General features: G+C 62.4%; 28 protein-coding genes. 22 read left to right on the plus strand and 6 right to left on the minus strand.

Annotated features, from left to right (window positions below; genetic code table 11):
- Positions 1–127: 127 nt before the first annotated feature.
- The 10 genes from HX818_RS05185 (at position 128) to HX818_RS05230 (ending at position 9,086) form a co-directional block, all read left to right on the plus strand.
- Positions 128–502 carry a chemotaxis response regulator CheY gene (locus tag HX818_RS05185; RefSeq protein WP_005790040.1) on the plus strand — a complete coding sequence of 125 codons (375 nt, stop codon included), beginning with the start codon at positions 128–130 and terminating at the stop codon, positions 500–502.
- An 18-nt stretch (positions 503–520) separates the two neighbouring features.
- On the plus strand, positions 521–1,309 hold the full coding sequence (locus tag HX818_RS05190) for a protein phosphatase CheZ (protein ID WP_003214538.1): 789 nt from the start codon (positions 521–523) through the stop codon (positions 1,307–1,309).
- An 11-nt stretch (positions 1,310–1,320) separates the two neighbouring features.
- Entirely contained in the window at positions 1,321–3,531 is a 2,211-nt protein-coding gene (locus HX818_RS05195; RefSeq protein WP_177019592.1) for a chemotaxis protein CheA, read from the plus strand.
- Positions 3,532–3,580: 49 nt separating this feature from the next.
- Positions 3,581–4,702, plus strand: a complete 1,122-nt coding sequence (locus HX818_RS05200; protein ID WP_177019593.1) for a chemotaxis response regulator protein-glutamate methylesterase — start codon at positions 3,581–3,583, stop codon at positions 4,700–4,702.
- On the plus strand, positions 4,702–5,442 hold the full coding sequence (locus HX818_RS05205) for a flagellar motor protein (protein WP_003210645.1): 741 nt from the start codon (positions 4,702–4,704) through the stop codon (positions 5,440–5,442). The genes HX818_RS05200 and HX818_RS05205 overlap by 1 nt, the downstream gene beginning before the upstream one ends.
- A 15-nt stretch (positions 5,443–5,457) precedes the next feature.
- Positions 5,458–6,345, plus strand: a complete 888-nt coding sequence (motD, locus tag HX818_RS05210; RefSeq protein WP_003210644.1) for a flagellar motor protein MotD — start codon at positions 5,458–5,460, stop codon at positions 6,343–6,345.
- A gap of 51 nt (positions 6,346–6,396) precedes the next feature.
- Positions 6,397–7,185 (plus strand): ParA family protein, encoded by a 789-nt coding sequence (locus HX818_RS05215; protein WP_003210643.1) that lies wholly within the window; start codon positions 6,397–6,399, stop codon positions 7,183–7,185.
- 142 nt (positions 7,186–7,327) lie between these two features.
- Positions 7,328–8,131: a CheW domain-containing protein gene (locus HX818_RS05220; protein ID WP_177019594.1), complete on the plus strand. Its 804-nt coding sequence runs from the start codon at positions 7,328–7,330 to the stop codon at positions 8,129–8,131.
- A 73-nt stretch (positions 8,132–8,204) separates the two neighbouring features.
- The gene (locus HX818_RS05225; RefSeq protein ID WP_003210641.1) at positions 8,205–8,690 is read left to right on the plus strand and encodes a chemotaxis protein CheW; all 486 of its coding nucleotides are present in this window, start codon (positions 8,205–8,207) and stop codon (positions 8,688–8,690) included.
- Entirely contained in the window at positions 8,691–9,086 is a 396-nt protein-coding gene (locus tag HX818_RS05230) for a DUF2802 domain-containing protein (RefSeq protein ID WP_008434800.1), read from the plus strand.
- A gap of 33 nt (positions 9,087–9,119) precedes the next feature.
- On the opposite strand, the gene HX818_RS05235 is transcribed toward HX818_RS05230, so the two are convergent.
- The 3 genes from HX818_RS05235 to HX818_RS05245 form a co-directional block, all read right to left on the minus strand.
- The gene (locus HX818_RS05235; RefSeq protein ID WP_177019595.1) at positions 9,120–10,283 is read right to left on the minus strand and encodes a hypothetical protein; all 1,164 of its coding nucleotides are present in this window, start codon (positions 10,281–10,283) and stop codon (positions 9,120–9,122) included.
- Positions 10,284–10,509: 226 nt separating this feature from the next.
- Entirely contained in the window at positions 10,510–10,839 is a 330-nt protein-coding gene (locus HX818_RS05240; RefSeq protein WP_003210638.1) for an EscU/YscU/HrcU family type III secretion system export apparatus switch protein, read from the minus strand.
- Entirely contained in the window at positions 10,836–12,419 is a 1,584-nt protein-coding gene (locus tag HX818_RS05245) for a flagellar hook-length control protein FliK (RefSeq protein ID WP_177019596.1), read from the minus strand. The genes HX818_RS05240 and HX818_RS05245 overlap by 4 nt, the downstream gene beginning before the upstream one ends.
- Positions 12,420–12,671: 252 nt before the next feature.
- Here HX818_RS05245 and ccmA point away from each other — a divergent pair, with 252 nt between their 5' ends.
- From ccmA to HX818_RS05295, 10 genes are all read left to right on the plus strand, one after another.
- Positions 12,672–13,253 carry a cytochrome c biogenesis heme-transporting ATPase CcmA gene (gene ccmA / locus HX818_RS05250; protein WP_003210636.1) on the plus strand — a complete coding sequence of 194 codons (582 nt, stop codon included), beginning with the start codon at positions 12,672–12,674 and terminating at the stop codon, positions 13,251–13,253.
- A complete protein-coding gene (gene ccmB, locus HX818_RS05255) occupies positions 13,250–13,918 on the plus strand; it encodes a heme exporter protein CcmB (protein WP_003210635.1) in 669 nt (222 codons plus the stop codon). The genes ccmA and ccmB overlap by 4 nt, the downstream gene beginning before the upstream one ends.
- A gap of 85 nt (positions 13,919–14,003) precedes the next feature.
- The gene (locus HX818_RS05260) at positions 14,004–14,759 is read left to right on the plus strand and encodes a heme ABC transporter permease (RefSeq protein ID WP_003210634.1); all 756 of its coding nucleotides are present in this window, start codon (positions 14,004–14,006) and stop codon (positions 14,757–14,759) included.
- Positions 14,756–14,932 (plus strand): heme exporter protein CcmD, encoded by a 177-nt coding sequence (gene ccmD / locus HX818_RS05265; protein WP_008434788.1) that lies wholly within the window; start codon positions 14,756–14,758, stop codon positions 14,930–14,932. The genes HX818_RS05260 and ccmD overlap by 4 nt, the downstream gene beginning before the upstream one ends.
- Positions 14,929–15,384, plus strand: coding sequence for a cytochrome c maturation protein CcmE (gene ccmE / locus HX818_RS05270; protein WP_008434786.1), 456 nt, complete (start codon positions 14,929–14,931; stop codon positions 15,382–15,384). The genes ccmD and ccmE overlap by 4 nt, the downstream gene beginning before the upstream one ends.
- A 3-nt stretch (positions 15,385–15,387) precedes the next feature.
- Complete coding sequence (locus tag HX818_RS05275) at positions 15,388–17,376, plus strand: heme lyase CcmF/NrfE family subunit (RefSeq protein WP_003210631.1); 1,989 nt, start codon at positions 15,388–15,390, stop codon at positions 17,374–17,376.
- Positions 17,373–17,909 (plus strand): DsbE family thiol:disulfide interchange protein, encoded by a 537-nt coding sequence (locus HX818_RS05280; protein ID WP_008434782.1) that lies wholly within the window; start codon positions 17,373–17,375, stop codon positions 17,907–17,909. The genes HX818_RS05275 and HX818_RS05280 overlap by 4 nt, the downstream gene beginning before the upstream one ends.
- Positions 17,906–18,379, plus strand: coding sequence for a cytochrome c-type biogenesis protein (locus HX818_RS05285; RefSeq protein ID WP_177019597.1), 474 nt, complete (start codon positions 17,906–17,908; stop codon positions 18,377–18,379). The genes HX818_RS05280 and HX818_RS05285 overlap by 4 nt, the downstream gene beginning before the upstream one ends.
- Positions 18,372–19,565 (plus strand): c-type cytochrome biogenesis protein CcmI, encoded by a 1,194-nt coding sequence (ccmI, locus tag HX818_RS05290; protein ID WP_177019598.1) that lies wholly within the window; start codon positions 18,372–18,374, stop codon positions 19,563–19,565. Before HX818_RS05285 ends, ccmI begins: the two co-directional genes overlap by 8 nt.
- A gap of 15 nt (positions 19,566–19,580) precedes the next feature.
- A complete protein-coding gene (locus tag HX818_RS05295) occupies positions 19,581–19,973 on the plus strand; it encodes a hypothetical protein (RefSeq protein WP_008434777.1) in 393 nt (130 codons plus the stop codon).
- Between the two features lie 185 nt (positions 19,974–20,158).
- Here HX818_RS05295 and HX818_RS05300 read toward each other — a convergent pair whose 3' ends face one another.
- A complete protein-coding gene (locus HX818_RS05300) occupies positions 20,159–21,358 on the minus strand; it encodes an MFS transporter (protein ID WP_102370293.1) in 1,200 nt (399 codons plus the stop codon).
- A gap of 135 nt (positions 21,359–21,493) precedes the next feature.
- Here HX818_RS05300 and HX818_RS05305 point away from each other — a divergent pair, with 135 nt between their 5' ends.
- Complete coding sequence (locus HX818_RS05305) at positions 21,494–22,390, plus strand: LysR family transcriptional regulator (protein WP_177019599.1); 897 nt, start codon at positions 21,494–21,496, stop codon at positions 22,388–22,390.
- Between the two features lie 158 nt (positions 22,391–22,548).
- Here the strand turns inward: HX818_RS05305 and HX818_RS05310 are convergent, their stop codons facing one another.
- Together HX818_RS05310 and HX818_RS05315 are read right to left on the minus strand one after the other, a co-directional pair.
- Positions 22,549–22,902 (minus strand): DUF6124 family protein, encoded by a 354-nt coding sequence (locus HX818_RS05310; protein ID WP_087694315.1) that lies wholly within the window; start codon positions 22,900–22,902, stop codon positions 22,549–22,551.
- A 298-nt stretch (positions 22,903–23,200) separates the two neighbouring features.
- Entirely contained in the window at positions 23,201–23,623 is a 423-nt protein-coding gene (locus HX818_RS05315; protein ID WP_177019600.1) for an NUDIX domain-containing protein, read from the minus strand.
- A 496-nt stretch (positions 23,624–24,119) separates the two neighbouring features.
- Here HX818_RS05315 and phnC point away from each other — a divergent pair, with 496 nt between their 5' ends.
- A complete protein-coding gene (gene phnC / locus HX818_RS05320; RefSeq protein WP_003210623.1) occupies positions 24,120–24,953 on the plus strand; it encodes a phosphonate ABC transporter ATP-binding protein in 834 nt (277 codons plus the stop codon).
- Positions 24,954–24,959: the final 6 nt, after the last annotated feature.

The raw sequence follows: 24,959 nt of genomic DNA on the forward strand, positions 1-24,959 counted from the left end.
CGCCCGGACGGGCTTGGCCCGTGGTGCGCCCCCGGTAGTCCTTTTTGTGTAACGCCTGTTGATTGATATGGCGCGCCCAGGTGCTGGGCGCGTTTAAGACTGCTTGGAGGTCGAATTGGACAAGAACATGAAAATCCTCATCGTTGATGACTTCTCAACGATGCGGCGGATCATAAAAAACCTGTTGCGTGACCTTGGGTTCACTAACACGGTCGAGGCGGATGACGGTATTACGGCGATTCCGATCCTCAACAGCGGGAGCATCGACTTTCTGGTAACGGACTGGAACATGCCGGGCATGACCGGTATCGATCTGCTGCGCCACGTGCGCGCTGATGAAAAACTGCGCAGCCTGCCTGTGCTGATGGTGACCGCTGAAGCCAAGCGTGAACAGATCATCGAAGCCGCCCAGGCCGGGGTCAACGGCTACGTGGTCAAGCCATTCACTGCACTGGCCTTGAAAGAGAAGATCGAAAAGATCTTCGAACGCATCGGTCATTGATGCTGCCACGGGGGAGCTATGGAGCATAAAGAATCATCGCAGGCCGACTTTGAGTCGACCCTGAAAAAACATGCTCATCAACTCGTCGAAAGCCTTGAAAGAGGCCAGTTCGGCGACGCGGTGCAGTTGATCCATGAGCTCAACCAGACCCGTGACCGCGGCCTGTACCAGGAAGTGGGCAAGCTCACCCGTGAGTTGCACAGTGCGATAGTCAATTTTCAGATTGACCCGCACATGCCCCAGGCCGAGGAAATCTCGCAGATCACGGATGCCACCGAACGCCTGTCCTACGTGGTCAGGCTGACTGAGGCGGCGGCCAACCGCACCATGGACCTGGTGGAAAACGCCACGCCTCTGGTCAACGGTATGGCCAGTGAAGCCAAGGCCCTGAGCACTGACTGGGGCCGGTTCATGCGTCGGGAAGTGGGCGCTGAGGAGTTTCGTGAGCTGGCGCGTCGGGTCGAGGGCTTTTTGTCCCGCAGCGAGCAGGAAAACCGCACGGTTTCCAGCAACCTCAATGACATTCTGCTGGCCCAGGATTACCAGGACCTCACCGGTCAGGTGATCAAGCGTGTGACCCAACTGGTCACCGAAGTGGAAAGCAACCTGCTCAAACTGGTGTTGATGGCGGGCCAGGTCGACCGGTTTGCCGGCATCGAACATGACCGCGCAGCGATCCTTTCTGAAAAAGATCCACAAAAACACCTCGCCAAGGGTGAAGGTCCGCAGATTCATGCCGATAAACGTGAAGACGTTGTATCCGGGCAAGACGACGTAGACGATTTGCTGTCCAGTTTAGGCTTCTAAGGAGCACACCCATGAGCTTCGGCGCCGATGAAGAAATCCTTCAGGATTTCCTTGTAGAGGCCGGCGAAATTTTAGAGCAACTGTCCGAACAACTGGTCGAGCTGGAAAGCCGACCGGATGATGCGAACCTGCTCAATGCAATTTTTCGCGGTTTTCATACTGTAAAAGGGGGCGCCGGCTTCCTCCAGCTCCACGAGCTGGTGGAGTGCTGTCACATCGCCGAGAACGTGTTCGACATCCTGCGCAAGGGTGAGCGGCACGTCGACTCGGAACTGATGGACGTGATCCTGGAAGCACTGGACGCGGTCAACGGCATGTTCAGTGAAGTGCGCGAGCGCGCACCGATCACTGCCGCCACGCCGGAACTGCTGGCCGCCCTGGCGCGCCTGGCGGAACCTGCGGCCAACGCTCCCGTGGTGGAAGCAGTGGCTGAGCCGGTTGCCGAGCCTGCGGGCGACGTGACCGACAGCGAATTTGAACAACTGCTGGACTCGCTGAACGCCGTCAAGGCCGAAGCCGAAGCGCCGGCAGCCAGTGCGCCGGCCATGGTGCCGACCACCGAAGACATTACCGACGCCGAGTTCGAGTCGTTGCTCGACCAGTTGCACGGCAAGGGCCAGTTTGCCCCGGACGCGGTGGCCGCAGCGCCAGCGCCAACGGAAGCCGCGGCGCCCGTCAGCAATGAAATCACCGACGACGAATTTGAAGCGCTGCTGGACCAGTTGCACGGCAAAGGCTCGTTTGCCGCCGAGGCTCTGCCGGAAGTCGCCGCAACGGCCGCCGCGCCTGCGGCACCCGCTGCTGCGCCGGCCGCCGATGGACTGATCTCCGATCACGAATTCGAAGCCCTGCTGGATGAACTGCACGGCAAGGGCAAGTTCACCGAAGTGGTCGGCGCTGCTGCACCGGCTGCTGCCGCGGCTGTCGCAACACCGGCTCCTGCCGCCAAGGCAGCCGCGCCTGTCGCAGCGAAAGCGGCTCCGGCTCCGGCTCCAGCCCCGGCCCGGGCTGCCGCGGCTGCCCCGGCCCCGGACAAGCAACCGGCCAGTGAAGCCGAAACTACCGTGCGGGTTGATACCGCGCGCCTGGACGACATCATGAACATGGTCGGCGAACTGGTGCTGGTGCGTAACCGCCTGGTGCGCCTGGGCCTGAACAGTGGCGACGAGGCCATGCAAAAGGCCGTGTCGAACCTCGACGTGGTCACCGCAGACCTGCAGACCGCCGTCATGAAGACCCGGATGCAGCCGATCAAGAAAGTCTTCGGGCGTTTCCCGCGCCTGGTTCGCGACCTGGCACGCCAGCTCAAGAAAGAGATCAACCTGGAACTGGTGGGTGAAGAAACCGACCTCGACAAAAACCTTGTCGAGGCCCTGGCCGACCCGCTGGTCCACTTGGTGCGCAACGCGGTCGACCACGGTGTCGAGACGCCGGAAGAGCGCGAAGCCTCGGGCAAGAACCGCCAGGGCAAAGTGATCCTGGCGGCCGAACAGGAAGGCGACCATATCCTGCTGTCGATCACCGATGACGGCAAAGGCATGGACCCCACGGTACTGCGCAACATTGCAGTCAAGCGTGGGGTGATGGACAAGGACGCCGCCGACCGCCTCACCGACACCGAGTGCTACAACCTGATCTTCGCCCCTGGCTTCTCCACCAAGACCGAGATTTCCGACGTGTCGGGCCGTGGCGTGGGCATGGACGTGGTGAAGACCAAGATCAGCCAGCTCAACGGCTCGATCAACATCTACTCGACCAAGGGCCAGGGCTCGAAGATCGTCATCAAGGTGCCGTTGACCCTGGCGATCATGCCGACCCTGATGGTGATGCTGGGCAACCAGGCGTTCGCCTTCCCGCTGGTCAACGTCAACGAAATCTTCCACCTCGACCTGTCGCGCACCAACGTTGTGGACGGCCAGGAAGTGGTGATCGTGCGCGACAAGGCGTTGCCGCTGTTCTACCTCAAGCGCTGGCTGGTGGCTTCGGCCAAGCATGAAGAGCAGCGCGAAGGCCATGTGGTGATTCTTTCCGTGGGCACCCAGCGTATCGGCTTCGTGGTCGATCAACTGGTGGGCCAGGAAGAAGTGGTCATCAAGCCTTTGGGCAAAATGCTGCAGGGAACCCCGGGCATGTCGGGTGCGACCATTACCGGTGACGGTCGGATCGCGCTGATTCTGGATGTTCCGAGCATGCTCAAGCGTTACGCCGCACGGCGTATTTGATTCGGCCCGGGCAGGGCGGTTGTCCCTCGCCCGGCCTAACGGAGTGTTTATGGTAGTCAAGGTCCTGGTGGTGGACGATTCGGGTTTCTTCCGCCGCCGCGTCTCGGAAATTCTTTCATCGGATTCCAATATCCAGGTGGTCGGCACGGCCACCAACGGCAAAGAGGCGATCGATCAGGCCCTGGCCCTCAAGCCGGACGTGATCACCATGGACTACGAGATGCCGATGATGGACGGCATCACGGCGGTGCGGCACATCATGCAGCGCTGCCCGACGCCGGTGTTGATGTTCTCCTCGCTGACCCACGAAGGCGCCCGGGTGACCCTGGATGCGCTGGATGCCGGCGCGGTGGACTTCCTGCCGAAGAATTTCGAAGACATCTCGCGCAACCCCGAGAAGGTCAAGCAGATGCTCTGCGAGAAGGTGCACAGCATCTCCCGCAGTAACCGTCGCAGCCTGTTCAGTGCGCCGGCGCCCGCACCCGTTACGCCGCCACCGGCCGCCCCGAGCACCTTTGGTCGCCCGGCGCCGACACCGGTTGCGCGCCCGGCCGCCGCCCCGGTGCGTACGGCTGCGCCCGCCGCGCACTCACCTGCGCCCAAGCGCAAGGCCTACAAACTGGTGGCCATCGGTACGTCCACCGGCGGCCCGGTGGCCTTGCAGCGGGTGTTGACCCAATTGCCGGCCAACTTCCCGGCGCCGATCGTGTTGATCCAGCACATGCCGGCCGCGTTCACCAAGGCGTTCGCCGAGCGCCTGGACAAGCTGTGCCGCATCAGCGTCAAGGAAGCCGAGGATGGCGACATCCTGCGTCCGGGTCTGGCGCTGCTGGCCCCCGGTGGCAAGCAGATGATGGTCGATGGCCGTGGTGCGATCAAAATCCTGCCGGGTGACGAACGCCTGAACTACAAGCCGTGTGTGGATATCACCTTCGGGTCTGCGGCCAAATCCTACGGCGACAAAGTTTTGGCGGTGGTGTTGACCGGCATGGGCGCCGACGGCCGTGAAGGCGCGCGCCTGCTCAAGCAGGGCGGCAGCGCGATCTGGGCCCAGGATGAAGCCAGCTGCGTGATCTATGGCATGCCCATGGCCATCGTCAAGGCCGACCTGGCCGACGCCGTCTACAGCCTGGACGACATCGGCAAGCACCTGGTGGAGGCTTGCCTCTGATGGATGTATTGAGCCTGATTGGCATCATCATGGCGTTTGTCGCGATTATCGGCGGCAACTACCTCGAAGGCGGCCACCTGGGCGCTCTGGCCAACGGCCCGGCGGCGTTGATCGTGATCGGCGGCACCGTGGGCGCGGCGTTGTTGCAGTCGCCCATGAGTTCGTTCAAGCGCGCGATGCAGATCCTCATCTGGATTATCTTCCCGCCGCGTGTCGACTTGCCGGGCGGCATCGACCGCGTGGTCAACTGGAGCCTCACGGCGCGCAAGGAAGGCCTGCTCGGGCTGGAAGGCGTGGCCGATGCCGAGCCCGACAGCTACGCACGCAAAGGCCTGCAACTGCTGGTGGACGGCGCCGAGCCGGAAGCGATTCGCAGCATCCTCGAAGTGGACTTCTACACCCAGGAAAGCCGCGACATCAACGCTGCCAAAGTCTTTGAAAGCATGGGCGGCTACGCGCCGACCATCGGCATCATCGGTGCGGTGATGGGCTTGATCCACGTGATGGGCAACCTGGCCGATCCGTCGCAACTGGGCAGCGGGATTGCCGTGGCGTTCGTCGCCACCATCTACGGCGTGGCCAGTGCCAACCTGGTGTTGTTGCCGGTGGCCAGCAAGCTCAAGTCGATCGCCCTGCGCCAGTCGCGTTATCGCGAGATGTTGCTCGAAGGCATCCTCTCGATTGCCGAGGGTGAAAACCCGCGCTCCATCGAATTGAAGCTCCAGGGCTTCATGGATTGATGGGAGGTATTTGTTGTGAGCCGTCGCCGCCGCGAGCCTGAAGAACACGTCAACCATGAACGCTGGCTGGTGTCCTACGCCGACTTCATTACGTTGCTGTTCGCGTTTTTTGTGGTGATGTACTCCATTTCCTCGATCAACGAAGGCAAGTACAAAGTCATTTCCCAGGCGCTGATTGGCGTGTTCAACGACGCTGACCGCGCCCTCAAGCCGATACCCATTGGCGAAGAACGCCCCAAGACCGTGACCCCGGCCAAGCCGCTGGTCAACGACAGCGATGAAACCGCCGCCGGCATCGGTGGCACCAGCGACCCGCTGAAAAGCATCGCCGATAACATCAGCGCGGCCTTTGGCGACCTGATCAGCTCCAACCAGATGACCGTGCGCGGCAATGAGTTGTGGGTCGAGATCGAGCTCAATTCCAGCCTGCTGTTCGCCAGTGCCGATGCAATGCCCAGCGACCAGGCGTTTACCATCATCGACAAGGTGGCGGCGATCCTGAAGCCGTTTGAAAACCCGGTCCACGTTGAAGGCTTTACCGATAACCTGCCGATCAGTACCGCGCAGTACCCGACCAACTGGGAGCTGTCTTCGGCCCGGGCGGCGAGTATTGTACGAATGCTCGCGATGCAGGGTGTGAACCCCGGGCGCCTGGCGTCGGTGGGTTACGGCGAGTTCCAGCCGGTGGCCAATAACGCCACGGCGGAAGGCCGTGCGCGCAACCGTCGGGTGGTGCTGGTGGTGTCGCGCAACCTGGACGTGCGCCGCAGCCTGACCGGTACCGGCACTGCCAATGCAACACCGGATGCCGCCTTGAAGCGGGCTGGCACACAAACTGCACCAGCGCCCGTAAAGGCGCCGGTTCGCGGGAGTGCCGTCAATTCTCCGTCACCGGCTCTATAACCCCATGCAATTTCTCGGTCGAGCCTGTGCCTGCCGGGAGGAACAATCCGAATGAGAGTCTGGGCAGTTGCCAATCAAAAGGGTGGTGTCGGTAAAACCACCACGTCCATCGCCTTGGCCGGCTTGCTGGCCGAGGCCGGCAAGCGTGTGGTCGTGGTCGACCTGGACCCCCACGGCTCCATGACCAGCTATTTCGGCTATGACCCGGATGCCCTGGAACACAGTTGCTACGACCTGTTCCTGCACAAGGGCAGCGTGCCGGCCGACTTGCCGGGGCAACTGTTGCTGCCTACCAGCAATGAAAAGATCTCGCTGTTGCCGTCCAGCACCGCCCTGGCCACCCTTGAGCGCCAGTCGCCGGGGCAGAGCGGCCTGGGCCTGGTGATCGCCAAGACCCTGGCGCAGCTGTGGCAGGACTTCGACTACGCGATCATCGACAGCCCGCCGTTGCTCGGCGTGCTGATGGTCAACGCCCTGGCCGCCAGCCAACAGCTGGTGATCCCGGTGCAGACCGAGCACCTGGCCGTCAAGGGCCTGGAGCGCATGGTCAGCACCCTGGCGATGATCAACCGCTCGCGCAAGCAGGCGCTGCCGTTCAGCATCGTGCCGACCCTGTTTGACCGCCGTACCCAGGCGTCCCTCGGCACCTTGCGGGTATTGCGCGATGCTTATCCGGACACTATCTGGCAAGGCTACATCCCGGTGGACACGCGCCTGCGGGATGCGAGCCGGGCAGGGCTGACGCCGTCGCAGTTCGACGGCAAGAGCCGTGGGGTGCTGGCGTATCGGGCGTTGCTCAAGCACCTGTTGTCCCAGCAACTTGTGGCGCAGGTGGCGTGATGGTCATTGTAGGAGCCTGGCTTGCCAGCGATGCAGACGCCGCAGTTTTCGCGACAAAACCGGCTCTCGATTCAAGTCCGGACACCCACAGGCCGATAACCTCTGAATACAGGGTTGATGGGGCTTGCGCGTGGGCATACAGATGAACCGTCCCGTTGATTTCAAGACCCGGCCGCAACTGGCGCTGGAGTCCTACCTGGACGCTTTGCTCCAGGACGCCACCGAGGACATGCCGGAGCCGATTCTGATCCTCGATGAAGTCATCGAGCCTGAACCTGCTGCCCTGGACGAGTTTCAGCTGGCGGTCCTGGAAGAGCAGGCCCGTGATGCGTTGGTGGTTCCCTTAGCCGTTCCTGTACCGGTTGCTGTGCCCGTCGAGCCTGTGGTGATTGCGCCTGTAGTGGTGGAGCCGGTGGTTGAGGTTCACCTCCCGCCGAGCATCACGCCGCCGCCGGTACAAGGCGACGGTCGCCCGGTGTGGGCTGCGGAGCCGTTCGAATGTTTGCTGTTCGATGTGGCCGGGTTGACCCTGGCCGTGCCGCTGGTGTGCCTGGGTTCGATCTACTCCCTGGAAGGCCAGGAGTTGACGCCGTTGTTCGGCCAGCCGGATTGGTTCCTCGGGATCCTGCCGAGCCAGCAGGGCAACTTGAAGGTATTGGACACCGCGCGTTGGGTGATGCCCGACCGCTACCGCGATGACTTCCGCCAGGGCCTGCAATACGTTATTTCGGTCCAGGGCTACGAGTGGGGGCTGGCGGTGCATCAGGTCAGCCGCTCATTGCGCCTGGACCCGAACGAAATCAAATGGCGCAGCCACCGGGGCCAGCGGCCATGGCTGGCGGGCACTGTGATCGAGCACATGTGCGCGTTGCTGGATGTCGCCGAACTGGCGGAGTTGATTGCCAGCGGCGCGGTAAAAGCCATGCCGCTGAACAAACGCACTTGATAACAAGCAGCAGCGCTACGGCGCTGCCCAAGAACACACACCGTAACCAACGGTATTTGAAGGGGTCTGGAGTATGAACAAGTCAGTGTCCGCACAAGGTCTGGTGGATGATCCAATCCTGCAATGGGTCACCTTCAAGCTGGACAACGAGTCCTACGGCATCAACGTGATGCGTGTGCAGGAAGTGCTGCGCTACACCGAAATCGCTCCGGTTCCGGGTGCCCCAAGCTATGTGCTGGGCATCATCAACCTGCGCGGCAACGTGGTGACTGTGATCGACACCCGCCAGCGTTTTGGCCTGGTGCCGACCGAAGTCAACGACAACACCCGCATCGTGATCATCGAAGCCGACAAGCAAGTGGTCGGGATCATGGTCGACAGCGTAGCGGAAGTGGTTTACCTGCGCCAATCCGAAGTCGAGACTGCGCCGAACGTCGGCAACGAAGAATCGGCCAAGTTCATCCAGGGTGTCTGCAACAAGAACGGCGAACTGCTGATTCTGGTTGAGCTGGACAAGATGATGAGCGAAGAAGAGTGGCAGGACCTGGAGAATATCTGATTGTTTCTTGAGGTAGCGGTGATCGTCCTGGCCATCCTTTGGGCCGGGACCCTGGGCTTCCTGCTGCGTTATGTTCGCCAGCAACGGGAATTGGCCACTCGACAAGTCGAGCGCGACGCTGTGCGCGACCGGCGGATCCTGGAGCTGGCCAAGCGGGTCGACCACTTCCAGCAAAGTGCGGTGCGTGTGGGTGATGAAGTGCACGAGCTGCGTTCGGTGCTGGCGCCGTTGCCGGACAAGCTGTCGGCACTCGAGCAGCGTGACCCGTCGAGCCTCTCATTCGCCCAGGCGGCGAAGCTGGTGGGCATGGGCGCCACGGTGGATGAGCTGACCCAGTCCTGCGGGTTGACCCAGGCTGAAGCGCAGTTGATGAGCCGGTTGCACAAGGACAACTGAAGGTTACGAGCTGCAAGCGGTATTGCTTGCAGCTTATAGCCGGTGCCGGTTGCTCAGCCATTCGGCCATGGTCGAGTCCTCCAAAGCATATTCACCACGGTTGGCTTTCCAGACCAACTCCTTCTCCCGCAGCACTTCCAGTGCTTTCTGCACGTTTGGTGTGCTGGCGTTCGGCTCGACCTGGGCCTGTTCCAGCTTGCGGTTCACATCCTGGAAGGTTTTCTCCGCAAAAGGCGAGAACGCCTGCTTGCCCAGGGTTCGTTCGCCCATCACTTCAAGTACCGCCTGTTGCAGCGGCGAGAGGTCGTTGTAGGCGCTCTCGTAATCGCTCCAGATGCCGGCCTGGTGATTGAGTGCCCCGGTCCTCAGCAACTCGCCAAGGTTGCTGGCCTCGCCAAGACCCACGCTCACTTCGGTCAGTAGTGTGTTGAGCATTTCCGGGCGCCGGCCAACGAGCTGGAAGGCATAGTCCATGTCCTCCAGGTTGAACTGGTTGGTCGCGGCCAGGCGCTGGTTCCAGAGGTCCGTCACGAACTCGACGAAATCCCGGCTCAGCAGCGGGAACGGCGTGATATGGGCGCCGAAGAACGGTTGTTTGCTCTTGAGTACCAGGTTGGCCAGTTTGTCCCGGCTGGAGCCGGTGAAGACCAGGCGCAGGCCATCGGCCGTGCTGCTGCCGTTGAGATGATCCCGTGCCGCCTTGAGGGCGAACATGGCGTTCACCCCACCTTCGCTGTTGAGGGCGTGCTGGGCTTCGTCGACGATCAGCACGATCATTTGCCCCGAGACCTGGTGCAGCACGTCCAGCGCGTGGCTGAGCGTGGTGCCGGCGGGCAATTGCGGTTTGGTGAAGTCCCAACTCAAGGTGCGCAACAGGCTGATCTTCTCGATACCGGCTTTCTTGGCCGCCTTGCTCACTGCGCTTTCGAACTCGCCCAGGGCTTTGCCGATAGCGCCGGAGATCAGTTCGGCGGGGTCGATTTCGCGGTTCATCCACAGGTCCACGTACACCGGCAGCCAGCCCCGGGCCTTGCACTCGGGGATAAGGTCGTTGCGCAGGAACGTACTCTTGCCGGTACGGCGCGGAGCCGCGAGGAACATGCCGGAGCTGTAGTCGGCAAATGACTCGCCTGCCAGATCACGGGCGAGCGCTTCGGCGAGTAGCTTTCGACTGAGAATCGGGCGGGTAGGGCTCATGGGTTTATCCTGAACTATCGGGTTCGGGATAATCTATACCTCGAAAGATATAATTGCTATACACCACCCACCGCAACTGATCATTCCCACGCTCTGCGTGGGAATGCATCCCGTGACGCTCCGCGTCACCCCTGCGCAAGACTTGAAGTTGCAGCGCCGGTTGGACGCGGAGCGTCCGAGGCGGCGTTCCCACGCAGAGCGTGGGAACGATCAGCCGGCTCCCACCTTAATAATCGTCGCCTCTTTCCGTCACATCCCGCTCCACCGGCCCCGCGTCCGGGTCGTAGCCCACCGGGAACTTGCCCTTCAGCGTCCAGGCAAACGCGATGATCTCGGCGACGGTGCGGTACAGCTCTTCCGGGATGCTGTCGCCCAACTCCATGCGTGCCAGTAATTTGACCAGCTCGGCATTTTCGTAAATCGGGACTTCGTTCTCCCGGGCCAGCTTGAGGATGGCTTCGGCCAGGGCATCGTCGCCCTTGGCGGTCAGGGTCGGCGCTTGTTGCCCGTCGTATTTGAGGGCGATGGCCTGGCGGGGCGGGTTGGGGTTTTTCATGCGGTTTCATCCACCCAGCGTTGTTCAAGCCCGGTTTTCGGGCCCCGTGGCGGGGTACCGAGGTGGCAGTCGAGGTCGCCGACGTTGAGTCCCGACGACACCAGGCGCTCGCGCAGGCTGCCCAGGTGGCTTTCGATCAGGCTGGCGGTGAAGGGCCGGGTCGCCCACAACTGGCTCGACAGTTTGCCCTGGCTCAGTTGCGCCTGGACCTGCAACGGGCCGAGCGGCTCCATGTCGAGCGCCATTTCCACGCGCCAGAGCATTTGCTTGGGATCCTTGCTGTCCTTGCGTTCCGGCTGTTCCTTGTCGGGCGCCGGTTCTTCCCGCTGGAACTTGACCTGCAACGGCACGATGTCCTGCAAGGTGCGCATGGGGATTTCCAGCTGCCAGGTGGTCAAGAGCTTGCCTTCGGCGGTGGTACCGGTCTGCTCCAGGCTCGACAGCTGATGGCTTTGCAGGCGGGAGACGGCCCCGGCGGCCAGGCGCAGCAGGTTTTCCAGGTCACTTTCACCTTCCAGGCGTTGCATCAGCCGATCGGGCAGCGGAAAGCCTGCGGGCGCCTGCCTGGCGCCGACCTGGCCGAGGGTGCCCAGCGGGCTGCGTACGAAGCTGGGCAGCAACTGCGCCAGGGTGTTGGCAGCGAGGATCGCATTCAGATTGGTGCTGGCGGGCAGGGATGGCAGCAGGTCGGCGACGAAGCGCAGCAGCGCGCCTTTCATGTCCAGCGGCGGTATCTGCGGGTTTTGCCCGGCCAGCAACTTGGCTTCGAGGAAGGTCCCGCTGTTCTGGATCAGTTGCGCCAGCACCTTGGGGTTGCTGGCCTGGGCCAGGTCGGGCAGGCCGGCGAGCAAACGCTCGGCGGCGGCGCGCAGGTCGGCCCCGGTGCTGTCGCTGCTGGTCGCCGGCAGGCTTTGCAGCGCGGTGAACACCACGTCCAGCGAGCCCTGGCGGCTTTGCTGGGTGGAGAGTTGCTGGGCCACGGCCAATTGGTCCTGGCGCCCGCTCAGCGGTACAAAGCTCAAGGTCTGCGCACTTTGCACCACGGCGCTGAGCAGGCTGCCGACGCGCAAGGGCTGCGGGCTTTCGACGGTCAGGGTCGCGCCGCTGAGGACGTTATTGAGCACCGACACCAGTGAGCGATACACCACCGGCTGGTTGGCGCCCTGTGGCAGCGCCTGGGTGGTCAGCACCTTGCCTTGCAGCAGGGTGCCCACCGGTAACTGGCTGGTGTCGATACGCGTCAGCGCAGCGACGCTGGAACTCAGGGCCTGCTGCAGGCTGATGGACAAATTGCCCGACGGCGTCTGGCTGACTTCCACCTGGGTACCCAGCGGCAGCGGCTGGCTGCTGCTGGCCTGCACCAGGGTTTGCCGGCCGCCTTCCAGGGTCAGCTTGAGCAGCAACTGAAACGCATCACCGCCTTGTTTCAGTGCCAGCACCTCGGCATTTACGGTTTTTCCGGGGTCGATCAGGCCGGTCTGCGGCTCCAGCAGTTTCAGCAGCTCGCCCGCTGCAGGCGCGGGCGCAGGCCCGGCCGGAAGCGTCGGGGGGAGCGTGGGAAGATTGATCTCACCGGTCATCGTGCGCGCCGTCTCAGGGGAAATTGCCCTCTTTAGAGTAGGGCATCACATGTATAATGCCGCCCGTCTTCAAAGAGAGCGTTAAAAACAACACAACTGATTGATCCAGCTCTCTAAAAACGGTCGCCAAAGCAGTTAATGTGCATCTCTTTAACGGCCGTTCCACCGCCGACTTGAACCGTAAAGGCCCGCGATCTCTTGACCAGCCCTCTTCTAGAAGCCGTAGCGCTCGCCTGTGAACGTGACCTGCGGATGCTGTTCGAACACCTCGAACTGCGTCTGGCGGGCGGCGACATGGTGCAGGTCAGCGGCCCCAACGGCAGCGGCAAGACCAGCCTGTTGCGCCTGCTGGCCGGTCTGATGCAGCCGACGGCGGGCGAAGTGCGGCTCAACGGCAAACCGTTGCACGAGCAGCGCACCGAGCTGGCGCGCAACCTGATCTGGATCGGCCACGCCGCCGGAATCAAGGATGTGCTTACCGCTGAAGAAAACCTCAGTTGGCTCAGCGCCCTGCATCATCCCGCCAGCCGCGAGGCGATCTGGCAGGCGCTGGCCGCGGTTGGCCTCAAGGGTTTCGAGGACGTTCCCTGCCACACCCTGTCCGCCGGCCAGCAGCGCCGCGTGGCCCTGGCCCGTTTGTATCTCGACGGCCCGCCGCTATGGATTCTCGACGAACCCTTCACCGCCCTCGACAAACAAGGCGTTGCCCAATTGGAAGAACACCTTGCCGCGCACTGCGAGCAGGGCGGCATGGTTGTCCTGACCACTCACCACACCTTGACGCGCATGCCCGCCGGTTACCGCGACCTCGACCTGGGCCGGTGGGCGGTATGAGCGTATTTGCCCTGTTGGTCGCCCGCGAAGCGCGGTTACTCTGTCGCCGTCCGGCCGAATTGGCCAACCCGCTGGTGTTCTTCGCGATTGTGATCGCGCTGTTCCCGTTGGCGGTGGGCCCCGAGACTAAACTGTTGCAAACCTTGTCTCCGGGACTGGTCTGGGTGGCGGCGCTTTTGTCAGTCCTGCTCTCGCTGGACGGGCTGTTTCGCAGTGATTTTGAAGACGGTTCCCTCGAACAGTGGGTCCTTTCGTCGCACCCCCTGCCACTTCTGGTATTGGCCAAGGTACTGGCACACTGGGCGTTTTCCGGCCTGGCGCTGGTATTGCTCGCGCCGCTGCTGGCGATGATGCTGGGGTTGCCCACCGAATGCCTGCCGGTGTTGCTCCTTTCCTTGTTGCTTGGCACGCCGGTTCTCAGTCTACTGGGCGCCGTAGGTGCGGCACTGACCGTCGGTTTGAAACGCGGTGGCCTGTTGTTGGCCCTGCTGATCTTGCCTTTGTATATCCCGGTGTTGATCCTGGGCAGCGGCGCGTTGCAAGCCGCGCTCCAGGGCATGCCGGCGACCGGTTACCTCCTGTGGCTTGGCAGCCTGGCCGCCCTGGCGGTAACCCTGACACCCTTTGCTATAGCGGCTGGCCTGAAGATCAGCGTCGGCGAATAATGAGGTCTGGTTAAGCGATAGAACCTTAACCAGTAAAGACCCTAAGCTTCTCGCAACGACGAGAAGCAACCGTGATGGAAACAGCATGAACTGGACCTGGTTTCACAAGCTCGGCTCGCCCAAATGGTTTTACGGCATCAGTGGCAAACTGCTGCCGTGGTTGAGCATCGCCGCGGTATTGCTGATCGGCATCGGCCTGGTCTGGGGCCTGGCCTTTGCGCCGCCGGACTATCAGCAAGGCAACAGTTTTCGCATCATCTACATCCACGTGCCCGCCGCGATGCTGGCCCAGTCCTGCTACGTGATGCTGGCGGTGTGCGGCATCGTCGGCCTGGTGTGGAAGATGAAACTGGCGGATGTGGCCCTGCAATGCGCCGCGCCCATCGGTGCCTGGATGACCGCCGTGGCGCTGGTCACCGGTGCGATCTGGGGCAAGCCGACCTGGGGTTCGTGGTGGGTATGGGATGCGCGACTCACCTCGATGCTGATCCTGCTGTTCCTGTATTTCGGCCTGATCGCCCTGGGCAACGCCATCAGCAACCGTGACAGCGCCGCCAAGGCCTGCGCGGTGCTGGCGATCGTCGGCGTGATCAACATCCCGATCATCAAATACTCGGTGGAGTGGTGGAACACCCTGCACCAGGGCGCCACCTTCACCCTCACCGAAAAGCCGGCAATGCCCGTGGAAATGTGGGCGCCGCTGCTGCTGATGGTGCTGGGGTTCTACTGCTTCTTCGGCGCCGTGCTGCTGCTGCGCATGCGCCTCGAAGTGCTCAAGCGTGAAGCCCGCACCAGTTGGGTCAAGGCCGAAGTGCAAAACAGCCTGGGAGCCCGTGGATGAGCTTCAACTCTTTCAGTGATTTTCTCGCCATGGGCCATCACGCCCTGTACGTCTGGACGGCCTATGGCATTTGCCTGGCGGTGCTGGCCCTCAACGTCGCCGCGCCGATCCTGGCCCGCAAGCGTTACCTGCAACAAGAGGCGCGTCGTTTGCGCCGGGAGACCGAAAAGTGAATCCGCTGCGTAGAAAGCGTCTGTTGATCATCCTGGCCATCATGGCCGGTGTCGGCATTGCCGTGACCCTGGCCCTGAGCGCCCTGCGGGAGAACATCAACCTGTTCTACACCCCGACCCAGATCGCCAACGGCGAAGCGCCGCTGGATACCCGAATCCGTGCCGGTGGCATGGTCGAGAAAGGCTCGTTGCAACGCTCCGGCGACTCCCTGGACGTCAAGTTCATCGTCACCGACTTCAACAAGTCCGTGACCATCACCTACCGCGGCATCCTCCCGGACCTGTTCCGCGAAGGGCAGGGCATCGTCGCCCTCGGCAAGCTCAACGCCGACGGCGTGGTGGTGGCCGATGAAGTGCTGGCCAAGCACGATGAAAAATACATGCCGCCGGAAGTCACCAAGGCCCTCAAAGACAGCGGCCAATCCGCCCCGACCCCTGCCAAGGAGGGCTAAGTCATGACGTCCGCACTGTTTATTCCGGAGCTGGGCCAGCTGGCGATGATCCTCGCCCTGTGCTTTGCCATCGTCCAGGCCGTGGTCCCGTTGCTGGGCGCCTGGCGCGGTGACCGCCTGTGGATGAGCCTGGCCCAGCCGGCTGCCTGGGGCCAGTTCGCCTTTCTGGTATTCGCCTTCGGTTGCCTGACCTACGCCTTCATGACCGACGACTTTTCTGTCGCGTATGTGGCCAATAACTCCAACAGCGCCTTGCCCTGGTACTACAAGTTCAGCGCCGTGTGGGGCGCCCATGAAGGTTCGTTGCTGCTGTGGGCATTGATCCTCGGCGGCTGGACCTTTGCCGTGTCGATCTTCTCCCGCCAACTGCCGCAAGTGATGCTGGCCCGGGTGCTGGCGGTGATGGGCATGATCAGCATCGGCTTCCTGCTGTTCCTGATCATGACCTCCAACCCGTTCACCCGCATCCTGCCGCAGATCCCGGTCGACGGGCACGACCTCAACCCGCTGCTGCAAGACATCGGCCTTATCGTGCACCCGCCGATGCTCTACATGGGCTACGTCGGTTTCTCGGTCGCCTTCGCCTTCGCCATCGCCGCCTTGCTCGGCGGGCGTCTCGATGCGGCCTGGGCGCGCTGGTCGCGGCCGTGGACCATCGTCGCCTGGGCATTCCTCGGCATCGGCATCACCCTGGGCTCGTGGTGGGCCTACTACGAACTCGGCTGGGGCGGCTGGTGGTTCTGGGACCCGGTGGAAAACGCCTCCTTCATGCCCTGGCTGGTGGGCACCGCGCTGATTCACTCGCTGGCAGTCACGGAAAAACGCGGCGTGTTCAAAAGCTGGACCGTGTTGCTGGCCATCGCCGCGTTTTCCCTGAGCCTGCTGGGTACGTTCCTGGTGCGTTCCGGCGTGCTGACCTCGGTGCACGCGTTTGCCTCCGACCCGGAGCGCGGCGTGTTCATCCTGATCTTCCTGCTGTTCGTGGTCGGCGGCTCCCTGACGCTGTTCGCCCTGCGTGCGCCAGTGGTCAAGAGCCACGTGGGCTTCAACCTCTGGTCCCGGGAAACCCTGCTGCTGGGTAATAACCTGGTGCTGGTGGTGGCGGCCTCGATGATTCTGCTCGGTACCCTGTACCCACTGGTGCTGGATGCCCTGAGCGGCGCCAAGCTGTCCGTCGGCCCGCCGTACTTCAACGCGCTGTTCATCCCCTTGATGGCGCTGCTGATGGTGGTGATGGCGGTCGGCGTACTGGTGCGCTGGAAAGACACCCCGGTGAAATGGCTGGTGGGCATGCTCACCCCGGTACTGCTGGGCAGCGCCGCATTGGCGGTGATCGCTGGGATTGCCTACGGCGACTTCAACTGGGCCGTGCTTGCCACCTTCATGCTCGCGGCCTGGGTATTGCTGGCCGGTGTACGCGACCTGATCGACAAGACCCGCCACAAAGGTTTGATCAAAGGCTTGCCGACCATGACCCGCAGTTACTGGGGCATGCAGGTCGCCCACATCGGCATCGCCGTGTGCGCCCTGGGTGTGGTGTTGTCTAGCCAGAACAGCGCCGAGCGCGACCTGCGCCTGGCCCCCGGCGAGTCCATGGACCTGGCCGGCTATCACTTCATTTTCGAAGGCGCCAAGCACTTCGAAGGGCCGAACTTCACCTCCGACAAAGGCACCGTACGCGTTGTGCGCAACGGTAAGGAAATCGCCGTGCTGCACCCGGAAAAACGCCTGTACACCGTGCAAAGCTCGATGATGACCGAAGCCGGGATCGACGCCGGTTTCACCCGCGACCTCTACGTCGCCCTGGGTGAACCGTTGGGCGATGGCGCCTGGGCCGTGCGGGTCCACGTCAAACCGTTTGTGCGCTGGATCTGGTTCGGCGGCCTGCTCACTGGCTTCGGTGGTTTGCTGGCAGCGATGGACCGGCGCTACCGGGTCAAGGTCAAGAGCCGGGTGCGTGAAGCCCTCGGTCTGCAAGGAGCGGCGGTATGAAGCGTTGGTTGATGGTGTTACCGCTGGCGGCGTTTCTGGTGGTGGCGGTGTTCCTGTATCGCGGGCTGTACCTGGACCCGGCCGAGCTGCCGTCGGCCATGATCGGCAAGCCATTCCCGGCGTTCTCGCTGCCGACGGTGCAGGGCGACAAGACCCTGACCCAGGCTGACTTGCTGGGCAAACCGGCACTGGTCAACGTGTGGGGCACCTGGTGCATTTCCTGCCGCGTGGAGCATCCGGTGCTGAACAAGCTGGCGGAGAAGGGCGTGGTGATCTACGGCATCAACTACAAGGACGACAATGCTGCCGCCCTGAAGTGGCTGGCTGAATTCCACAACCCGTACCAGCTGGATATCCGCGACGAAGACGGCAACCTCGGGCTGAACCTTGGTGTGTACGGCGCTCCGGAAACCTTCTTCATCGACGCCAAGGGCGTGATCCGCGACAAGTACGTGGGCGTGATCGACGAAGTGGTGTGGCGCGAGCAACTGGCCGCCAAGTACCAGGCGCTGGTGGACGAGGCCAAGCCATGAAGCGTTGGTTAGCCGCCGCGGTATTGGGCTTGAGCATGGTCGGCGTGGCCCACGCCGCCATCGACACTTACGAATTTTCCAAGGACGGAGACCGCGAGCGTTTTCGCGAACTGACCAAGGAGCTGCGCTGCCCCAAGTGCCAGAACCAGGACATCGCCGACTCCAACGCACCGATCGCCGCCGACCTGCGCAAAGAGATTTTCCGCATGCTCGGCGAGGGCAAGGACAATCAGCAGATCATCGACTTCATGGTCGACCGCTACGGTGACTTCGTGCGCTACAAGCCGGCGCTCACCGGCAAGACAGCGCTGCTGTGGTTCGGCCCCGCCGGGTTGTTGCTCACAGGCTTAGTCGTTATGGCGGTGATTGTGCGCCGCCGTCGTGTCGCCCCGGCCGATGGCTCGGACTCGCTTTCCGTCGATGAGCGTCAACGCCTCGACCAACTGCTGGACAAAAAAACTGATGATTGATTTCTGGCTCGCAGCAGGTCTGCTGCTTCTGATTGCCTTGAGTTTCCTGCTGATCCCGGTGTTACGCGGCCGCCGTGCCCAGCGTGAAGAGGATCGCACTGCATTGAACGTGGCGCTGTACCAGGAACGCGTGGCGGAACTGCAAACCCAGCAGACCGAAGGCGTGCTGGATGCGGCCCAGCTGGACAGCGGCCGCGCTGAAGCAGCTCGCGAGTTGCTGGCGGATACCGAGGGCGTGGAAAAGCCTCGGGAGTCGCGCCTCGGCAAACCGTTGCCGTTGCTCGCGGCCTTTCTGGTGCCGGTGCTGGGCGTGGCGCTGTACCTGCATTACGGTGCCAGCGACAAGGTCGAACTGACCCGTGAATTCTCCCAGCCGCCGGTGTCCATGGAAGACATGACCCGCCGCCTGGAGCGCGCCGCAGCGGCCCAGCCGGATTCGCCGGAAGGCCTGTACTTCCTCGGTCGCGCCTACATGGCCCAGGACCGTTCCGCCGATGCGGCGAAAATCTTCGAGCGCACCGTGGCCCTGGCCGGTCGCCAGCCCGAGTTGCTCGGCCAGTGGGCCCAGGCCCAGTACTTTGCCGACAACAAACAGTGGTCGCCCAAGGTCCAGGCCCTGACCGACGAAGCACTGAAACTCGATCCGAAAGAAGTCACCAGCCTCGGCCTGCTGGGCATCGCCGCCTTTGAAGGCCAGCGTTACCAGGAAGCGATCGACTACTGGAACCGCCTGCTGGCGCAACTGCCACCGGACGACAATTCCCGTGCCGCGCTGCAAGGCGGGATCGACCGGGCCGCCGAGAAGCTCAAGGAGAGCGGCGGCAGCGTGGCGCCCGTGAAGGCAGAAAAACAGATACAAGTGCGGGTGGACCTGGCCGCCGATGTGAAGGCCAAGGCCTTGCCGACCGACAGCGTGTTCATCTTCGCCCGTGCCGTCAAAGGCCCGCCGGCGCCATTGGCGGCCAAGCGCGTGACCGTGGCCGACCTGCCGATCACCGTCGAGCTGAGCGACAGCGACGCGATGATGCCGCAGTTGAAACTGTCCAACTTTCCTGAAGTCCAACTGGTTGCGCGCATATCCCGCGCAGGTGTTCCCACAGCTGGCGAGTGGATCGGCCGCAGCCAACCCCTGGCCAGCAGCACCACTGCGCTGCAGCAGCTGACCATCGACAGTCCGGACCAATAATTCGAGGAAATGCCCATGACCGCTATCGCACGTATCACCCTGCTCAGCCTGGTACTGGGGTTGAGTGCTTGTGCGGTCCATCGGCCTCCGTCGCCTACCGGGCCGACTATTCCACCGACAGGGCCGTCGACCCAGCCGAGCACCCAGCCCTCGAGCCCGGTGATCAAACCGTCGAAGCCGGTGCCGAGCTCCTCGCCGACCTTCGCACCGCCACCGGGTGCGGCCAGTCACTGGGACGGGAAGATGCAGGTGTACGTGCTGGACGAACAGCCGGATACGTTCTACCGCCAGCGCACCTACTACCGCTGGAGCAACGGCTGGAGCCGGTCCATCAGCCCGAACGGGCCTTGGGAAGAGACCGATGTCCATGGCGTACCGCCGGGGTTGAGCAAGCAGTACGCGCAATGAAAAAAGGCGACCTTCGGGTCGCCTTTTTCATGGCTGGTTTGGAATACAGTCCACCCAACAACAAAGCTCAAATGTGGGAGCGGGCTTGCTCGCGAATACGGCGTGTCAGCCAACAAATCGGGCACTGATATACCGTATTCGCGAGCAAGCCCGCTCCCACATTTTGAATCTCGTTTGATTTGAAATTACGCCAGCTCCTCAGTCTGCCTGGGCGCGCTTGTCCAGTGGACCACCCCGGCAATCACCCCCAGCATCACCCCAAACTCCACAATCCCCATCCAGCCCAACCGCGACATCAACCAGCCGCTGACTGTCGCCCCCACCGCACCGCCAAAAAACGTCGCCGTCATGTACAAACTATTGATGCGGCCCTGGGCTTTCGGGTCCACCGCAAACGCCCGGGTTTGGTTGGAAACCAAGCCCGACTGCACGCCGATATCCAGCACGATCACCCCCAGCACCAGCAAGATAATCGAAGTCTCGGCACCCGCCAGCAGCAGGAACGCCAAGGTCACAATCCCGATACTCGCCCCAATCACCTTGCGCGAACCCAGCCTGTCGGAAGCCCGCCCACCGAGCGACGCCGCCAACGCACCCGCCGCACCGATAATCCCGAAGCCACCGGCCCAGGCACTGCCCAATTGCCATGGCCCATGAGCCAACAGTGCTGCCAGATTCACCCAAAACGCATTGAAGCAAGCCCACAACAACGCCTGCACCATCATTGATTGGCGAATCGGGCTGTTGTCGCGCATCAGCGGCCACAGCGAAGCCAGCAGGCGAGGGTAGGACAGGTTGGTGCTCGGCACGCCTTGTGGCAGCAGCCTGGCGGCACCGATCCACACCGGGATCATGAAGGCCGCCTCCATCGCGTACACCGCCCGCCAGCCATAAGCCTCACCGACTACGCCGGCGATCGTGCGCCCGAGCAGGATGCCGACCATGATCCCGCTGACCACCGTGCCCACATTGCGCCCGCGTTCGTGGGGCTGCGACATCACCGCCGCGAATGGCACCAGTTGCTGCGGTACACAGCTCACAATCCCCAAGCCGAAAGACGCCCCGATCAGCGCCCAGATGCCCGGTGAAAACGCCGCCGCCAGGGCGAAACAGAACGCCAGGGCGATCTGCCCCAGCACCAGCTTGCGGCGGTCAAAACGGTCGCCCATCGGCAGCAACAACGCCAGCCCGGTAGCAAAACCCAGCAGGGCGGAACCGGCCACCAGATCCACGGTGGTCACGTCTACGCCCATGTCCGAAGCGATCAGCGGCAGGATCGGCTGGGTGCAGTAAATATTGGTAATCACCGCGCCGGCGATCACCGCCATCATGATGATCTTGCCGCGCGGCGCGACCGCAGGCGCTGTGGAAGGTTGGGATGTCATCGGCAGGCCACTCACGGCGCTCTCCTTCAATGCAGATCTCCGGGAAGGAGATGAGTGGCCAACGTTACGCACTCGCGCTTGGCAGGATAATCCCCTAGGATTTGGAATCATCCTTCCAGAATTTGATAGGTTGCCATGAACCGTCTTGAATCCATGTCCATCTTCGTTGCCGTGGTTGATGCAGGCAGCCTGACCGCTGCGGCGCGGCGCCTCGACATGCCGCTGGCCAGCGTCAGCCGCAAGGTGGCTGAACTTGAGACGCACCTGAAAACCCGCCTGCTGCACCGCACCACGCGCCAGCTGTCGTTGACCGATGCCGGCGCCTCCTACCTCGACGCGTGCCGGCGCATTCTTGAAGACATCAGCGAGGCCGAGCGCGCGGCCACTGGCGAATATTCCCAGCCCCGGGGCGAACTGGTGGTCACCGCGCCCGTGGTCTTCGGGCGGCTGCACATCGTGCCGGTGGTGGCGGAATTCCTCGCGCAGTACCCGGAGATCGACATCAACCTGATCCTCACCGACCGCGTCGTGCACCTGATGGAAGAACACTGCGACGTCGCGGTGCGCATTGGCGAGTTGCCCGACAGCTCGCTCAAGGCCATGCAGGTGGGCGCGGTGCGGCGGGTGGTGTGCGCCAGCCCGGCATACCTGGCCGCTCGCGGCATACCCGCTGAGCCCCAGGACTTGGCGGGGCATGACTGCATCACCTTCGAAGTGCTGGCGTCCCAAGGGGCGTGGGGATTTGGCGCGGGTAAAACCGGGCTCTCGGTACCGGTGCATTCGCGGTTGTCGGTGAACACCGCAGAAGCAGCGATTGCGGCGGCGACGTTGGGGGTTGGGGTGATTCGGGTACTCTCGTATCAAGTGGCGGATGCGCTGCGGGAGGAGGCGTTGGCGGTGATGCTTGAGGCGTTCGAGTCGGCGCCGCTGCCCATTAGCCTGGTGCACAAAGGGCAGTCGCCGTTGCCGCTGAAGCTGCGGGCGTTTCTGGATTTTGTGATGCCGCGATTGCGCGCCCGCATCGCTCAATAACACCGGGCAGTTTGAACCTGATGAAAATCAAAATGTGGGAGCGGGCTTGCTCGCGAAAGCGGTGGATCAGTCACCCGATGTATTGACTGACCCTCTGCATTCGCGAGCAAGCCCGCTCCCACATTGGATTTATGTTGCCAGTTGGATTTCGGTTTTGATCAGGCCACCGGGCACTCTCGATCCAGCGCTCTATCCACCAACAACAATCCCAACTCCAGCAGTTGTTGCATCGCCAATACCAGGCTGCGGTCTTTGCCATCAATGTTTTCGGAAAGGTCCAACGCCATTGCATTGGCAGACTGGAGTGTTTCGTAGGCGTTGCTCAGCAGTGCTTCCGTTTCAACGTTGGCTGATACGGTGAACAGACTGAAGTGGTTTTTTTCATTGGTGGACGCTTTGGTTTCGGCGGGTTTCAGGTAGTGATCGATGGCCCGCTGGGCAGCGTCCTGAAGCTTGTTTTTTTCAGACTTGGAGCCAGACGTTTCTGGCGGATTGGGCGTGACCTTGTACATGCAATGACTCTCCATTCAGTGGGAGCTCACCACATCTGCGACCAAGCAGGTGGGTGGCGAGCTGTACGCAGGTTGGTCGACCAGGGAATGGAAACCCGGCAGGGCCAGGGCCCTCCCACGCACAGCTCGCCATAATGCGAACACGATAATGCCGCTTGCGCGGCACTGTGCGCCATTCTAACCCGGGCGACCAAACCCGATCGCTGATGAGCAGCGACTTGGAGAGGCTAGCGGCGAGTTAAGGCTGCTGCAAGCCATAGAGATCGTAGGAAAAATCACCGATCTACCGGGATCTTGATTATTCCTGAAGCGATACTTCGGCAAGGCGCGGCTTTAGAAACTCCAGGGCATCTTTAAACACCGGATGCCACTCTTCTGACGGTTCGCTCGCCAGCGGGTGCCAGAAGAACTGGAACTCGTGGCCGCCATCATCCTCTGCAAAATGGGTCCAGGTATCTGGCAGGTCTTCAGGGATCAGGCATTGATGAAAGGCCCATGTATGCCCCGTGGACGCTGAGTGCCAAGTGCCCAGGTCACGTATCACCTTGCCGGTTATCCCGGCCTCTTCAAACAACTCTCTAACTGCCGCAACCTCGGTACTTTCGCCAGGCTCCACGCTGCCCTTGACCAGTTGAAGACCTGCCAGTGGGTGTTTGAAGGCGAGGATTTCCAGGGATTGGCGGGTTCGCAGGATGACCGGACATGCCTTCTCTTTTCCCATCACGTTGTCCTTTTGCACATATTGGCGGCCAGCTATTGCACCACAGTCCGGTACATTTCCAATGCCGGGCGAAGACCTTGTGGCGAGGGAGCTTGCTCCCGCTGGACTGCGAAGCAGGCCCAAGTCAGCCACTTCAGTACATCTGACAGACCGTGTCACCCAGGCTTGGGGCCGCTGCGCAGCCCAGCGGGAGCAAGCTCCCTCGCCACAGGTTAGGTATGGATCGTTCCCACGCTCTGCGTGGGAATGCATCCCGTGACGCTCCGCGTCACCACTGCGCAAAACTTCAATGGACGCAGAGCGTCCGAGGCGGCATTCCCACGCAGAGCGTTGGGAACGATCAACGTCCTACAGCTACTTCCAACCTTTCATCAAACCTTCATCAAACGGTTTTACTCCAGTCATGTGCAAGTCATAGGGCTGACACAGCCCGCGCCTACTGTCGTTTGAACTCAAACGCAGCCACGGATGGCTGTTCAACCAGACAGAGAAGCCCATGACTCCAGCTATCCATGTCGATCATCTGAACAAGACCTTTGCGAAGAAATCCGCGCTGGTCGACCTCGAGCTCACCGTTGCCACCGGTGAGATGGTCGCGCTGATTGGCGCTTCCGGCTCCGGCAAGTCCACCTTGCTGCGCCACCTCGCGGGCCTGGCCTGTTGCGACAAGAGCAACGGCGGCAGCGTCAAGGTGCTGGGCCGGGAAGTGCAGGCCAGCGGGCGGTTGAATGGCAAGGTGCGGCGCCTGCGCGCCGACATCGGTTACATCTTCCAGCAGTTCAACCTGGTCAACCGCCTGAGCGTGCTCGACAACGTACTGCTAGGTTGCCTGGGCCGCATGCCGCGCTGGCGCGGCAACCTCGGTTTGTTCAATGCCGAGGAAAAACAGTTCGCCATGGAATCCCTGGCCCGCGTCGGCCTGGCAGACCTGGCCAGCCAGCGCGCCTCCACCTTGTCCGGCGGCCAGCAGCAACGCGTGGCAATCGCCCGCGCTTTGACGCAACGCGCCGAAGTGATCCTGGCGGATGAACCCATCGCCTCCCTGGACCCGGAGTCGGCGCGCAAGGTCATGGAGATCCTCGCCGACATCAACGGCCGCGACGGCAAGACCGTGGTGGTCACCCTGCACCAGGTCGATTACGCCATGCGTTATTGCCCGCGAGCCGTGGCGCTCAAGGGCGGGCGGATTCACTTCGATGGCCAGGCCAGCGAGCTGAGCAGCCAGTTCCTCAACGATTTGTACGGTGCCGATGTCGACACCAGCCTGATGTTTTCCGACCAGACCCGCACACCCGTCGTCCCCGCACGGTTGGCCCTGGCCCGCGCTTGAAACCTT

The sequence above is a fragment of the Pseudomonas sp. F9001 genome (assembly GCF_013385435.1).
In the GTDB taxonomy this organism is placed as follows: domain Bacteria; phylum Pseudomonadota; class Gammaproteobacteria; order Pseudomonadales; family Pseudomonadaceae; genus Aquipseudomonas.